Below are 13,476 nucleotides of genomic sequence, written 5' to 3'. Positions count from 1 at the left end.
GCATGGCCAGCAAGAACAAGCTGTCGCCTCTGCCGGCGGATTTCATCTGGGGCGTGTCCACCTCCGGCTATCAGAGCGAAGGCGGCCATGTCGATTCCAACTGGGATCGCTACAACGCCGCCACGCCAAGCCAGGATCGCTACGGCAAGGCGGTGGACTTTCGCCATCGCTATCGCGAGGACATCGCGCTGGCACGCGACCTGGGCTGCAACACCTTCCGCATCGGCATCAACTGGGCGCGAGTCGAGCCACGTCGCGGCGAATTCGACGAGACGGAACTCGCCTACTACGACGACGTGCTTCTCGCGATGAAGCAGGCCGGCATCGCAACGCTGATCACGCTCGATCACTTCGTCTACCCGGGCTGGGTCGGCGACCAGGGCGCCTGGACCAGTGCACAGACCTGCGCCGATTTCGTGCGCTATTCGCAGATGATCGCGCAGCGCTACCACGCCGACGTGAAGCTGTGGCTGACGTTCAACGAGGCCGCTTTTTTCACCCTGATCGAGTGGAAGTACCGCAAGATGAAATGGGCGCAGGTGCGGCTGATGCGCCAGCACCTGATCAGCGCGCATCGCCAGGTCTACGACCTGATCCACTCGCTCGATACAAGCGCGATGGTCAGCTCGAACATCGTCTGGTGCGGCCGAGGCTGGCGCTCGGTGCTGTTGCAGCGCTTTACCGACTGGCTGTTCCTCGACGGCATCGCCGACAAGATGGACTGCAGCGCGTTCGACTACTACTACCACGGCGTCACCAAGGAACTGCTCGCGGGCCGCATCTGGGAAGTCGATCCGGACCCTTCTGGCATCGCCCACGCAATACGCAAGCTCGCGCGCCGCTATCCGAAAATCCCGGTGCTGATCGCGGAGAACGGCATGCCGACCGACAACGCGCAGCCGCGTGCCGACGGCATTCGTCGCGAAGACGTGCTGCGCGACAGCGTTTACTGGATGCAGCGCGCGCGCGACGAAGGCAACCAGGTGATCGGCTACCTCTACTGGAGCCTGACCGACAACTTCGAGTGGGGCAAATACGGTCCGCGCTTCGGGCTGTACAGCGTCGATGTGCTCGGCGATCCGGAGCTGAGGCGCGTGCCGACGGCGGCGGTCGCCGCGTATCGCGAGGTGATTCTCGCGAACGGTGTGGCTGGGGATTATCAGCCGGTGATCACCTGATCCTTGTCCGCCTGCAACGCGGCATCCCGCAGCAACAGTTCCTCGCGAATCTGCTGATGCCGGGCGCGACTGATCGGAAAGGTCCACAGTAGCGGCGCGGCGATCAGCGCGCCTATCGTCGACAGCCAGACATAGGTCAGCTTGATACCGAACACGCCGCGCGCGGTTTGCTCGGTGGCGGTCGCGTCGAAACCGAACCAGCCGAGCGCAGCCAGGCTGATGCCGGCGCCGACGCCGGTCAGCGACTTGGTCGCGAACGACAGAAACGAGGCGTACATGCCCGACTGGTCCTGGCCGTAACGCAGCCGGCCGTAGTCGGCGATATCACCGAGCACCGCCAGCGGTATCACGAAATTGGAGCCGATGCAGAACACCACGGCGGTCGACAGCAGCGCCACCGGAATCAGACCGGCTTCACCGGGCGGAATGAAGGCCATGCCGGCATGCAGCAGGCCATAGAGCCCGACTGCAACGGCGAGCACGCGATGACGCTCGTAGCGAATCGCCAACCAGCCCCAGAACGGAATCGACAGCAGGGTGCTCGGCCCCATCAGCAGCAGCAGGCCGGCGAGCTGCTTGCTCATGCCCAGATACGTGTCGATGAACAGGTACTGCGCGCCGGTGGAGATGCCCATCAGGAACATCAGCGGCGCATAGGCGCCGAGAAAATGCAGCAGCGGCCGGTTGCCGGCGATCGCCGCCCACAGCAGCGCGGCCTGTACGCGCATCGTCGGCCGCGGCCCGGTGGTTGGCGGCGGAATTTCACCCTTGGGCACGCGATACAGCGACCAGCCGTTGAGCAGCGGCACGCCGATGACGATGACCACCGCCATCAAGCCCAGGTTGTGCAGGCTCAACTCGGTATCGTCGGTGTAGCCCGCCGCCTTGGCGATGTACAGCGCGACGTAGAACATCAGCAGGCCGAGCAGCGTCCACAGCCCCCGCCACAGCTGGATGCGCGAGCGCTGCACGTAATCGCCGCTGAGCATCACGCCCCAGGCGCTGTACGGGATTTCGGTGAGCTTCCAGCCCAGGTAGGTGACCATGAACCAGGTGGTGAAGTAAGCGACGCTGACATCCGCCGGCGGCCGGTACAGAAACCACAGGCCGATCGCGGTGACGCCGCTGCCCAATACGATCCAGCCCTTGCGGCTGCCGCTGCGGCGCGCGGTCATGTCCGACAGCCAGCCGATCAGCGGATACGTGACCGCGTCGAACAGCCGCGTCAGCAGCATCGCCGTCGCCAGCGCCGCCAGCGACAGGCCGGCGTGTTTGGCATAGATGCCCTGCAGCAGATTTTCCGGCGCGTGCATGAAGCCCTGCATCGCCGCCGGCAATGAAAACGCCAGCAGCAGGCCGCGACTCAGAGTCGGATCGTTCGACTTCATTTTTATGGTCCCCTCGCTTTTGCCGACTCTAGTCGGACACGGCGGGCGCGACTGTCAAAAGCGGGACACGATCGGCGCTGCGACGGTGGGAGCGCACCCTGTCCGCGACTGTACCGTTGCAGCCTCGGTCGCGGACAGGGTCCGCTCCTACAGCAGAGGGAATTCGATGCGAGTACGCACCCTGCATTTTTACTAGGCGTGAATCCACTCCCCTGTCCCGGTTTTGACAGCACGGCACAGCGCGATGCTGCACATTGGCGGCATAACGAGGAGACAACATGCCAAAGAGCATCGCTGCACATAACGGTCGGCTTGCGCGCGCCGGAACCCTGGCCTGCCTGCTGGCGACGACCAATAGCGTTGCAGCGCAGCAAAGCGCTGCCGACGCGCCGAACCCAGCCACGCCTTCTGACGAAACCAGCGCAACGCCGCTTGCAGGCGAAGCCACCGCCGAACTCGGCACGATCCCGGTCGCCGGCTCCGAAGCGCCCGCCGCCGAGCCGCTGAAGCGCAGCTCCGTCGACGAGCCTGTGCAGCTCGAGGAAGTGATCGTCACCGCAACCAAGCGCCAGAAATCGCTGCGCGACATTCCGGCCTCGATCACCGCGTTCGACGGCAACAAGCTCGAAGAACAGGGCAAGCTCGGCCTCAACGACTACCTGCAGCAGTCGCCCGGCGTGACCATGACCCAGATCGCGCCGATGTTTCCGCGCATCTCGATCCGCGGCATCAGCACCGACACCGCCGGCCTGTCGGCGCTGCCCTCGCCGACCGGCATTTTGATCGGCGACGTCGCGTTCTCCGATCCTTACATCTCCAACGTGCAGCCCGACCTCGCTGCTTTCGACCTGGCCAGCGTCGAAGTGCTGAAAGGCCCGCAGGGCACCCTGTTCGGCGGCGCCGCACTGGCCGGCGCGATCCGCTACGTGCTGACCGACCCGGTGATGGGCGAATGGCATGCGCGCGGTTTCAGCCAGGTGGTCAGCCCGGACAGTGGCAGCACCGCTTTCAGCGAAGGCGCGGTCGCCAATATTCCGCTGTATTCCGACGCTCTGGCGCTGCGCGTCGGCTACGTGCATCGCCAGTATTCCGGCGTCACCGATCTGCCGGACAAGAATCCGCCGGAGAAGAACGTCGACCACGGCAACAGCGACCAGATCCGCGCGATCCTCGCCTGGCAACCGCTGGATGATCTGAAGTTCAAGCTGACGCATCTGCAGCAGGACTACAGCGCGCCGAACTCGACCAACACCGCCGACACGCCCGACAAGCGCGAGCGCAATCATCAGGTGCTGCCGGCACCGGTGCACACCGAGTTCCAGCTCGACAGTCTCGAAGCGGCCTACGACTTCGCCGGCATGCGCGCGATCTCGTTGAGTTCGTATTCGACCAAGAGTGCCGCGATCACCGCCGATGCGACCTCGGCCTTGATCGGCCCGGCTCCAGCCGGCTATCCGCGCGCGCTCGCCGCGTTCCAGACGATCAACGACGACTCGCATGCCTTCGCCCAGGAAATACGCCTGCAATCCACCGGCAGCGACGGCTTCCAGTGGCTGGTCGGTGCCTATCTGTACGACTACAAGGTGCGCTTCGAGATTTTCGCCGACACGCTGGCGCAGCAGGCGCTGCTGGGCAACGGCAGCCTGATCGACCAGTTGCTCAACGGCGTGCGTCTGGACAGCAGCACGCTGTACAACAAGAGCTCGGTGATCTACGCGCTGAGCACGCCCAAGGCCAGCGAACGCGCGCTGTTCTTCGACCTCAGCGACAAGTTCTGGGACCGCCTCGAAATCTCCGCCGGCGCGCGTCTGTACACCACCGAAGTCAAGGGCGGCTTCTTCGGCACCGGCGTGCTGGCGCTGGCCGCGAACAACGGCCAGGACGTGGACTACTCGAACAATTCGATCAAGGAAAACGGCATCAGCCCGAAGCTCGCCGCGACTTTCCATTTCACTCGCGATCTGTCGCTGTATGCGCAGGCCGCTCGCGGCTTCCGCTTCGGCGGCCTGCAGAGCGTACCGTCGTCGCCGACCAACAATGTGCCGCCAACCTACAAGTCGGACTCGTTGTGGAATTACGAGACCGGCCTTCGCACCGCCTGGCTCGACAACACACTGCACGCCGACGTCACCGTGTTCGACATCGAATACAAGAACCCGCAGATTGGCCAGACCACCACCGGTGTGCCGCTGAATTACACCGACAACGTCGGCGCGGCGCGCAGCCGCGGTCTGGAAGCGAGCATGCGCTGGCTGACGCCGCTGCCGGGCTTCAGCATCGCGCTGGACGCGGCACTGACCGATTCCAAGACCACCGAAGCCTTCAGCGCATCCAACGGCGACGATGTGCCGGCGGGCACGCAGATGCCGGGCGCCGCGAAGTCGCAGTACACGGTAGAAGGCGCCTACCTGCTGCCGCTGGGCGCGGCACTGGTCGGCACCAACCTCAACTACAGCTATATCGGCAAGGGCTACGCCGACATCACCCACAGCGTGCCGATCAACGACTACGGCACGCTCAACGCCGGCCTGACTTTGACCACCGACGCCTGGGCGATCAAGCCGGTGCTGGCGTTCAACGTTTCCAACATCCTCAACGCGACCGAGGCCGTCGGCGGCAGCACGATCACCTCGGTCACGCAGATCACTTACACCGCCTACCAGCTCAATGCGCCGCGTACCTACTCGGTCCGCCTGAGTCTGGATTTCTAGCGCGCCGCCGCGATGGCTTACGCGATCAATGACGGCGTGCGCCTGCATTGGCAGGAAAGCGGCAGCGGCACGCCGCTGCTGCTGATCATGGGCCACTGCTATAGCGCGCGGATGTGGTATCCGCTGATCGACCGGCTCGCCGCACACCATCGCGTCATCTGCTTCGACAATCGCGGCACCGGCGGCAGCGACACCACGTGGCGCGTCACCGTGCAGCAGCTGGCGCGCGACGCGCTGGCGGTGATGGATGCGGCCGGAATCGACAGCGCGCATGTGCATGGCGTGTCGATGGGCGGCGTCATCGCGCTGGAGCTGGCGATGCAGCAGCCACAGCGCGTGCGCACGCTGATCCTGGGCTGCACCGGCATTCTGTCAGCGGAAAAACGGCGCATGCCGGCGGCGGTGCGCGCGCTGTATTACCTGCCGCGGCCACTGCTGCGCTGGCTGCTGTCGAGCCGTGGCGGCTACGGCAGCCGCGCGACGACGGAGGCGGCCGCGCGCGATCGGGCGGTGCTGCTCAGCGATACCTCGACCAAGCGCGGACTCGCGGCACAGGCCGCCGCGCTGGCCCGCTACTGCACCAGCGCACAGGCCGTCGCCGCGCTGCGCATGCCGGCCCTGGTGTTGCACGGCGACGAGGATCGCACCGTGGCGCTCGACGCCGGAGTGGAGCTGGCGCGCACGCTGCACGACAGCCGTCTGCACATCGTCAACGGTGCAGCGCACAACTATCTGGTGGCCGCGGTCGACGAGGTCGTGCCGCTGATGCTGTCGTTCATCGCCGAACGCGACGCGGACTGAAGCGCTAGCGCGGCACCCAGCCGCCGCACACCGGAAACACCTGACCGACGAAACAGTTGGCGCTGGCGCTGCACAGATAGGCCGCGAACTCGGCGTCCTCGCGCGCGCCGACCAGGCGTCCCAGCGGCACTTCGCGCCGGAGTCGCTCCTTGAAGCGTGGGTCGGCCTGCACTTCCGCCGGAAAATAAGTCGGGTTGTCGACGAAGTTCTGCGCGATCGCGTTGATCTGGATGTTGTGCGCCGCCATTTCGACGCCGACGGCCTGCACATAGGCCAGCTGGGCGCCACGCGCCGCACTATAGGTGGACGCGCGTTTCATGCCGCGCAGCGCCGAGGCGCTGCCCATCAGCAGGATTTTGCCGGATCGGCGCGCGATCATCGCCGGGAGCACCGCCTTGAACAGCCGCGGCAGCGGATCGACCAGCGCGGCGAAAGCGTGTCGCCATTCCTCGTCGCTGGTTTCGGCAGCCGGTGTCGTCGGCGCCGGGTAGGACAGATTGGCGATCAGCACGTCGATTTCGCCGGCGGCCGCGACGACGGCGGCCGGCGCCTGCGCATCGATCAAGGCGTCGCTGCTGGCGATCACCTGAGCGCCATGCTCGCGCAGCACCTCGCACAGCACCGGGCCCATGAACACGTCGGCATGCGTTAGCAGAATTCGTTTACCACTCAGGCTGGAGCTGCTCATGCGTCCTCTCGCGTCGCGGGGACACAACAGTGCCAGCCGCCGCTGGCGAACGCCAGCCAACGCAGAAAAGGCGCGAGGAGCATCGCGCCTGTACAGCTGTTTTGAAGAACGGCGCGCCTAGTCGGCCGCGTGCCCGAGCGTATTCACCGCTGCCGCGCGTCGTGTGGCGGCCGGGTTGCGGGATCTGATATCGAAGTAGTACAGAGCCGCGGCACCGATCAGCATGATGCCGATCGTCAGAAAAGCCCTGCCGATGCTGTCGTAGCCGACTTCGACGCCGTGCGCGCCGCCGACCGCCAGGGCGATACCGATCAGCAGGGGTTCCAGAGCACCGCGACCTAGCGTTTGCATGAGCGAGCTTCCGTATGACCATCCGTGGCGTCACCGAGGCAGCAGGTGACGAGACCAGCTTAGAGGGCGCTACTGAATCCGCCGTGACTGCTCTACGGCCGTGTAAAACGAAAAAGGACGACGGCGCGAGCCGTCGTCCTTTTGGCGCAAGACCACTTCAGCCGGCGATTACTTGCTGCGAGCCTTCAGCTGCCATAGCCGCGCCAGATCCTTGGAGCCGTCGGTGCCACCGACTGCCGCATAGGCTTTCAGCGCGCGGTCCTGGCTGCCGGCGACCTGGTAGGCATAGCCGAGCAGCAGCTTGGACTGGTCCGGGCGCTTCAGGCCACCCTTGGCGATGCCCTGCTCCATCAGCTTCAGGCCCTTGTCCGCCTGGCCATTGGTCAGCAGGTTGTAGCCGGTGCTGACCAGCGCGTCGCCGGTGGCCTGAGCGGCCGCAGCCTTCTCGCCATCTGCCAGCGTCGCCTTGTCTTCGGCCAGCTTCTTGGTGACCAGATCCTTCAGGCGCTGATGGCGCGGCGCGTCGGCGCCTTCGCCGAGCAGCTTCTTCTTGTAGCCCTCGTCGAGCAGCTGCTGCGCTTCGGCCGGATAGCCCGCCTGCAGCGCCAGCTGCACCGCGTCCATGTAGTCGCCGGTCTTCTCCAGCGTATCGGTCGCGCGGCGCAGGCGGTATACGTCCAGCGCCAGGTTCGGCGAAAAGCCCGGGCGGTTGCTGGTGCGCACGATCAGGTCGAGCCAGTACTCTTTCTTCGGCGTGTAGGCGACGATCTTCTCGAGCGCGCGCGTGTACGCGACCATGTCGTTCTGCTTCAGCGCGCAAGACGCCAGCAGCTGCAGCTGAGTGTCGCTGGGCTTCTGCCCAGCTTTCTCGGCGGCGTCGATGTCGGTGGTCAGCGTCTGCGCCGCTTCCTTGTACTGGCCCGCCAGATACTGCGACTGCGCCAGCAGGCCGATGGTCTCCTTGCTATTGCCGCCGGCGGCCTTGTACTGCGTGATCGCGCTGGCGGTCTTGGCGTAGTCCTTCGAGGCGTAGGCGATCTTCACGTAGGCGTCGAGCGTCGGCAGCTTTTCCGCCGCCGGCAGTTCCGGTGACGCCAGCACCTGCTCGTAGGCGCCCAGCGCGCTCTTGTAGTCGCCGGTGCCGATCGCCGCCGAGGACTTCAGTCGCTGCACGATGTAGTTCTCGTACGGCGTCAGCTTGCCGATCGCTTCGGCCTGGTCGATCTTGGCCTTGGCATCCTTGTAGTTCTTCGCCTGCAGCGCCTTCTGCGCTTCCTGCAGCGGCGCGCCGACTTCCGGACGCACGGTCGGCTTGTCGGCTGCAAAGCTCTGCGCGCCGATCAGCATCAGCAAGGCGCCGGAGGCGAGACGGAAGGTTTTCGAGGTCTGGTTGTGCATGGAGTCCTGCTGCTTGCCTACTGCATGAATTGTTCGTTACCGACGAGACCGATCTTGGTCACGCCGTGACGCTGCGCCGAGGCCAGGACCGCGGCGACGTACTTGTACTCGACCAGCTTGTTCGGGCGGATATGAAACTCGCTCTGGTTTTCTCCCGCTTCGCCTTCGCGGCGGAAGTTCGCGTCCAGCGTGCCGCGATCCATCGGCGTGCCGTTCCACAGCACCGTGCCGTCGAAGTCGATCTCCAGGTCCACCGCCGGCGGCGGCGGGGCGTCGCTCGCCGGCGGGTTGGCCGATGGCATATCCAGCTTCACCGCGTGCGTCTGGATCGGGATCGTGATGATCAGCATCACCAGCAGCACCAGCATCACGTCGATCAGCGGCGTGGTGTTGACGTCGACCACGACTTCCGGGTCGCCCGAGCCGCTGCCGCTTCCTAGGTTCATTCCCATCGTTGCCGCTCCATTTGTTGGCTTCAACCTGTCATTCCCGCGAAGGCGGGAATCCAGTGGGCAGAGAGCCGCGCCTTATCGTCTCTGGATTCCCGCCTTCGCGGGAATGACGGGGGTTCGTTTTGCTTCAGCCTCGCGGCGGCGGTTCGGTGATGAAGCCGATCTTGGCGATGCCCGCTCGCTGGCAGGTGACCATCACCGTGCCGATCGCCTGGTAGCGTGCGGTCTGGTCGCCGCGGATGTGCACTTCCGGCTGCGGCACTTTCACCGCCTCGACCTTGAGCTTTTCAAGGAGGGTGTTCACGTCCGGGATCGCCTGCGTGTTCCAGTACATGTTCCCTTCCTTGTCCACCACGATCGTGATGTTCTCGGGCTTGGTCTGCAGCGCCTGGTTGCGCTCGTTCGGCAGCTTCACCGGGATCGTCTGCGTCACCACCGGGATCGTGATCAGGAAGATGATCAGCAGCACCAGCATCACGTCCACCAGCGGCGTGGTGTTGATCGCGGAGACGACTTCGTCTTCGTCTCCCGATCCTTCACTGCCGATGTTCATGCCCATCGGATCAGGCCTTGTCGCCGACGCGCGAGCCCGACAGCAGCACGCTGTGCAGGTCGGCCGAGAAAGCGCGGACCGCTTCCATGCCGGCCTTGTTGCGACGTACCAGCCAGTTGTAGCCCATGACCGCGGGCACCGCGACGGCCAGACCGATGGCGGTCATGATCAGCGCTTCGCCCACCGGACCGGCGACCTTGTCGATCGAGGCCTGGCCGCTGATGCCGATCGCGGTCAAGGCGTGGTAGATGCCCCAGACCGTGCCGAACAGGCCGACGAAGGGCGCGGTGGAACCGACCGTGGCGAGCACCGCGAGGCCACCCTGCAGGCGCGACTGGATTTCATCCACCGCGCGATTGATGCTCATCGTCACCCAGCTGCTCAGGTCGATCTGTTCGACCAGCGTGCCTTCGTGGTGATTCTGTGCGGAGACGCCGCGGTCGGCGATGTACCAGAACGGGCTGCCGGCGGCGAGCGAATTGACACCGTCGGGCACCGAGCGGGCTTTCCAGAACGTCGCGTTGGCGGCTTTCGCCTGGCCCATCAGCTTGGTCTGGTCGATGAACTTGACGATCATGATGTACCAGGTCGCACCCGACATGATCAGCATCGAGATCAGCACGAAGCGCGCGACGAAGTCGCCCTGCTTCCACAACGCGCCGATGCCGTAGGGGTTCTCGACACTCTCGGTTTTCGCTTCGGCCAGCGGCGCTTCGGCCGGCGCGGCTTCCGTTGTCGGCGCGGCAGGCGCCGGATCCTGCGCGTAGGCCGGGCTGCTGCTCAGGACGCCGCCGCCAACAGCGCAGACCAGCGCCAGCATCGCAGCCATGACGGCGGACTTCAGGTTTTGCATCGACATCGACAATCTCCTCGGAATCGGGTGCTGGGCTTTATACGTTAGACAACGAATGCATCAACGCGCGGGACGGAACGTGTACTTCAACGGCGCCCAGGCCGGCTGCGGAACACCGTCCACGGTGCCGGGCTCGAACTTGCAACGCGACAGCGCCTGCTGCGCCGCCTTGTCCAGACGATCGAATCCGCTCGACGTCTGGATCTTGCTCTCGGTCACCTTGCCGTCAACACCGACCAGCAGCATCAAGGTCACCGAGCCGGCTTCGCCGAGGCGCTCCGATACCGCCGGATAATCCGGCTCCTTGCAGGCCTTGGCCTTGACCACCGGTGCCTTGGTGTTGTTCGCCGGCCGCGGTGCCGGTGCCACGTTCGGCGGCGGCGCCACCGTCGTCGTGGTGATCGTGCTCGCCCGCGGCGGCGGCGTCGCGATGTTGATCTCCGGCGGCGGAATGAACGGCGGCGGCGGAATGTCCAGCTTCGGCGGCGGCGGAGGCGGCGGCGGCGGCTCCTCGTTCTTCACTTCGTCCAGAATCTTGGTCTCGATCGGCGCCGGCAGCAGCTCGATCGCCTTGCGCGCCAGACCATTCACCAGCCCCCAGACCAGCAGCACGTGAAACAACACCACACCGATGAGGCCGACGAGGCGACGACTAGAATCCTGCCGCTTTCCGAACTCCACAAAACCTCCAACTCAGATAAGGACTGCGGGCGTGCAGCAGGCGCGAATGATCGGCGCGCAATGGCTGCGACACGACATGGCAACAGGGAGACGAGGCATGGCCCGGCAATAAGCCCAGTGGATCGCACCTGGAGCATCAGCCGGCCATAGGGTCATCGCAGCTTTGACTCTCCTCGAGTCCACGGAACGGCAAGTTCCATGGTGGTCATTTTGGATCAGTGGCGCGGCGCAACGCGGTTCTCGAAGCTGCGTCCGACTTGCCACATTTTTCTGAATCGCACCTGAATCACTCGCCGTTCGTTTTAATCGAAACTGGTGGACGGCGTCGTTGTATCGTACCTATAAACCACTAAACGTCAACATCGTTGCCTATTACCAGCACAACCAGCCCAAAACGTTAGCTACACAACTGTCCCTGTTGCGTGCCGGGGCCGGCAGGATACTCGAACTTCGACCACCGCACTTTACGGACGTTCGATTTACTACCGCATTTACCAAGTTTGCGATCGATACCGCCTGAGGGCAGCATCGAAAGGAATAACACCGCTGACCGCGAACCGCTCAAACCCCGCCGGTAACCGGGATCAGCGCGCCGGTGATGGCCTGAGATTGGGCCGACAGCAGGAACACGATGATCGCGGCCAGCTCTGCCGGCTGCACCCACTTGGAGTAGTCCGCATCGGGCATCGCCTGTCGGTTCGGCGGCGTATCGATAATGCTGGGCAGCAGCGCGTTGACGGTAATGCGGTGATTTTTCAGCTCTTCCGCGAGCGCCTCGGTGAGCTTGGCGACGCCGGCCTTGGATGCCGCATAAGCGCCCATGCCGGCCGCGGCCTTGATCGCCCCGGCTGCGCCGATGTTGACGATGCGGCCGCCGGCGCCGCTTTTGATCAGGTGCGGCAAGGCTGCCTGCGCTGCGGTTGCGGCCGTGCGTACGTTCAGCCGGTACAGCAGATCCCAGCTGTCCAGCGAACCCTGCTCCAGGGTTTCCCAGCGAAATCCACCGGCAATATTGACCAGCGCGTCGAGACGGCCGAGATCGGACACCAGCTTGCCCAGCGAGGCTTTGGCCGATACCGCATCAGTCAAGTCGACACCGCCATAGATCGCGGCTTCGCGCAGCGAACCCGGTTCAGCCGGCGCGGCCGCCTGATCGATCGCCGCGACACGCGCGCCGGCCGCGATCGCCGCTTTGACCACTTCGCGGCCGAGACTGCCGAAGGCACCGGTGACGGCAACTACTTTTCCGCTCAAAAGCATGGGGGCTCCATCTGGATTCGGCTGGACCGGGAGAAGAATACAATATCAACACTCCTGTTGATTTGTGACTCGACCGGTCGACGCCCGCTGCCGGCGCCGCGCCGGCATACGGCGACCCTGGATTGTCGGCCGAGGGGAGGCCGACCCGCACCCTGTCTTTTCGTGGGGGCGGGGCAGCCATGGCGCACTAATTGCGCTCTAATGGCATCTCTTGTGTACGCCCGACGCCCGCCCCCGCCATGAAAAAAGTATTGGCCCTGTATTACAGCCAGACCGGCCAGCTCGAAAGGATCGTTCGCTCGACCTTGTCGCCTTTCCTCGAGCGTGACGACGTCGAGGTGCATTTCCAGCCGATACAGCCGGTCAAGCCCTACCCGTTCCCGTGGCCGGTGATCCGCTTCTTCGATCAGTTTCCGGAATGCGTGATGCTCGACCCGCCGGAGATCGAGCTGCCCGGCTTCGACCCCAGCGTGAAATACGACCTGGTCGTGTTCGGCTACCAGACCTGGTACCTGTCGCCATCGTCGCCTGCCACTGGCTTCCTGAAGTCTGGATACGCCAGCGTACTGCGCGATACGCCGGTGGTCACGGTGATCGGCTGCCGCAACATGTGGTTCAAGGGCCAGGAAGTCACCCGCCAGCTGATCGAACAGGCCGGCGGCCGCTTCGCCGGCAATATCGTCCGCGAAGACCAGGGCACGCGTGCCGAAACCTTCATCACGGTCACGGTCTGGCTGCTGACCGGCAAGCGCGAAGTCTGGAAGGGCGTGCTGTCGCCGGCCGGTGTCTCCGAGGCTGACATCGCCGACTCCAGCCGCTACGGCCGCCAGCTGCTGGCCGGCCTGCTCGACGGCCGGCTGGCGCGCGGCGAGCCGGTGCTCGACGGTCGCGAAAGCGCCTTCGTGCTGCAGAAATACCTGTTGGTCGAGGAGGTCGCGATCCGCGGCTTCCGCTTCGGCGCGCGGCTGATCCGGCTGGCCGGCAAGCAGGGCTCGCCCTTGCGCGTGCCGCTGCTCGGCGTGTTCGCGCTGATGCTCGGCATCGGCATCTGCACGGTGATCCCGGTGACCTTGCTGGTACTGGTCGGCGTGCGCATGTCGGCCGCCTATAAACGCTGGCTGCCGAAGCAGACGCGCTACCTCGAAGGCAGCTGAGCAGCCGC

13 protein-coding genes are annotated in these 13,476 nt (G+C 64.9%); 4 read left to right on the top strand and 9 right to left on the bottom strand.

What is annotated here, in order from left to right; all coding sequences use genetic code 11:
- The first annotated feature begins 2 nt into the window (after window positions 1-2).
- On the top strand, window positions 3-1,178 hold the full coding sequence (locus ACQZF9_RS07980; protein ID WP_428312708.1) for a family 1 glycosylhydrolase: 1,176 nt from the start codon (window positions 3-5) through the stop codon (window positions 1,176-1,178).
- Here the strand turns inward: ACQZF9_RS07980 and ACQZF9_RS07975 are convergent.
- A complete protein-coding gene (locus ACQZF9_RS07975) occupies window positions 1,160-2,566 on the bottom strand; it encodes an MFS transporter (protein ID WP_428312707.1) in 1,407 nt (468 codons plus the stop codon). The genes ACQZF9_RS07980 and ACQZF9_RS07975 overlap by 19 nt on opposite strands.
- Window positions 2,567-2,844: 278 nt before the next feature.
- Here ACQZF9_RS07975 and ACQZF9_RS07970 point away from each other — a divergent pair, with 278 nt between their 5' ends.
- A complete protein-coding gene (locus ACQZF9_RS07970) occupies window positions 2,845-5,277 on the top strand; it encodes a TonB-dependent receptor (protein WP_428312706.1) in 2,433 nt (810 codons plus the stop codon).
- 12 nt (window positions 5,278-5,289) lie between these two features.
- Window positions 5,290-6,078 carry an alpha/beta fold hydrolase gene (locus ACQZF9_RS07965; protein WP_428312705.1) on the top strand — a complete coding sequence of 263 codons (789 nt, stop codon included), beginning with the start codon at window positions 5,290-5,292 and terminating at the stop codon, window positions 6,076-6,078.
- Between the two features lie 4 nt (window positions 6,079-6,082).
- Here ACQZF9_RS07965 and ACQZF9_RS07960 read toward each other — a convergent pair whose 3' ends face one another.
- The 8 genes from ACQZF9_RS07960 to ACQZF9_RS07925 form a co-directional block, all read right to left on the bottom strand.
- On the bottom strand, window positions 6,083-6,766 hold the full coding sequence (locus tag ACQZF9_RS07960; protein WP_428312704.1) for an SDR family oxidoreductase: 684 nt from the start codon (window positions 6,764-6,766) through the stop codon (window positions 6,083-6,085).
- A gap of 117 nt (window positions 6,767-6,883) precedes the next feature.
- On the bottom strand, window positions 6,884-7,117 hold the full coding sequence (locus ACQZF9_RS07955; protein WP_428312703.1) for a hypothetical protein: 234 nt from the start codon (window positions 7,115-7,117) through the stop codon (window positions 6,884-6,886).
- A 168-nt stretch (window positions 7,118-7,285) separates the two neighbouring features.
- Window positions 7,286-8,515: a hypothetical protein gene (locus ACQZF9_RS07950; RefSeq protein ID WP_428312702.1), complete on the bottom strand. Its 1,230-nt coding sequence runs from the start codon at window positions 8,513-8,515 to the stop codon at window positions 7,286-7,288.
- Window positions 8,516-8,532: 17 nt separating this feature from the next.
- The gene (locus tag ACQZF9_RS07945) at window positions 8,533-8,967 is read right to left on the bottom strand and encodes an ExbD/TolR family protein (protein WP_428310398.1); all 435 of its coding nucleotides are present in this window, start codon (window positions 8,965-8,967) and stop codon (window positions 8,533-8,535) included.
- A 127-nt stretch (window positions 8,968-9,094) separates the two neighbouring features.
- On the bottom strand, window positions 9,095-9,526 hold the full coding sequence (locus ACQZF9_RS07940; RefSeq protein WP_428310399.1) for an ExbD/TolR family protein: 432 nt from the start codon (window positions 9,524-9,526) through the stop codon (window positions 9,095-9,097).
- A gap of 4 nt (window positions 9,527-9,530) precedes the next feature.
- A complete protein-coding gene (locus ACQZF9_RS07935) occupies window positions 9,531-10,373 on the bottom strand; it encodes a MotA/TolQ/ExbB proton channel family protein (RefSeq protein ID WP_428313391.1) in 843 nt (280 codons plus the stop codon).
- Between the two features lie 60 nt (window positions 10,374-10,433).
- Complete coding sequence (locus ACQZF9_RS07930) at window positions 10,434-11,054, bottom strand: energy transducer TonB (RefSeq protein WP_428312701.1); 621 nt, start codon at window positions 11,052-11,054, stop codon at window positions 10,434-10,436.
- 561 nt (window positions 11,055-11,615) lie between these two features.
- Window positions 11,616-12,314, bottom strand: coding sequence for an SDR family NAD(P)-dependent oxidoreductase (locus ACQZF9_RS07925; RefSeq protein ID WP_428312700.1), 699 nt, complete (start codon window positions 12,312-12,314; stop codon window positions 11,616-11,618).
- A 239-nt stretch (window positions 12,315-12,553) separates the two neighbouring features.
- Here ACQZF9_RS07925 and ACQZF9_RS07920 point away from each other — a divergent pair, with 239 nt between their 5' ends.
- Window positions 12,554-13,468 (top strand): dialkylrecorsinol condensing enzyme, encoded by a 915-nt coding sequence (locus ACQZF9_RS07920; protein ID WP_428312699.1) that lies wholly within the window; start codon window positions 12,554-12,556, stop codon window positions 13,466-13,468.
- Window positions 13,469-13,476 lie beyond the last annotated feature (8 nt).

This window comes from Hydrocarboniphaga sp. (assembly GCF_965279055.1).
GTDB lineage: Bacteria > Pseudomonadota > Gammaproteobacteria > Nevskiales > Nevskiaceae > Hydrocarboniphaga.
This window is presented reverse-complemented; position numbering and strand designations above follow the sequence as displayed.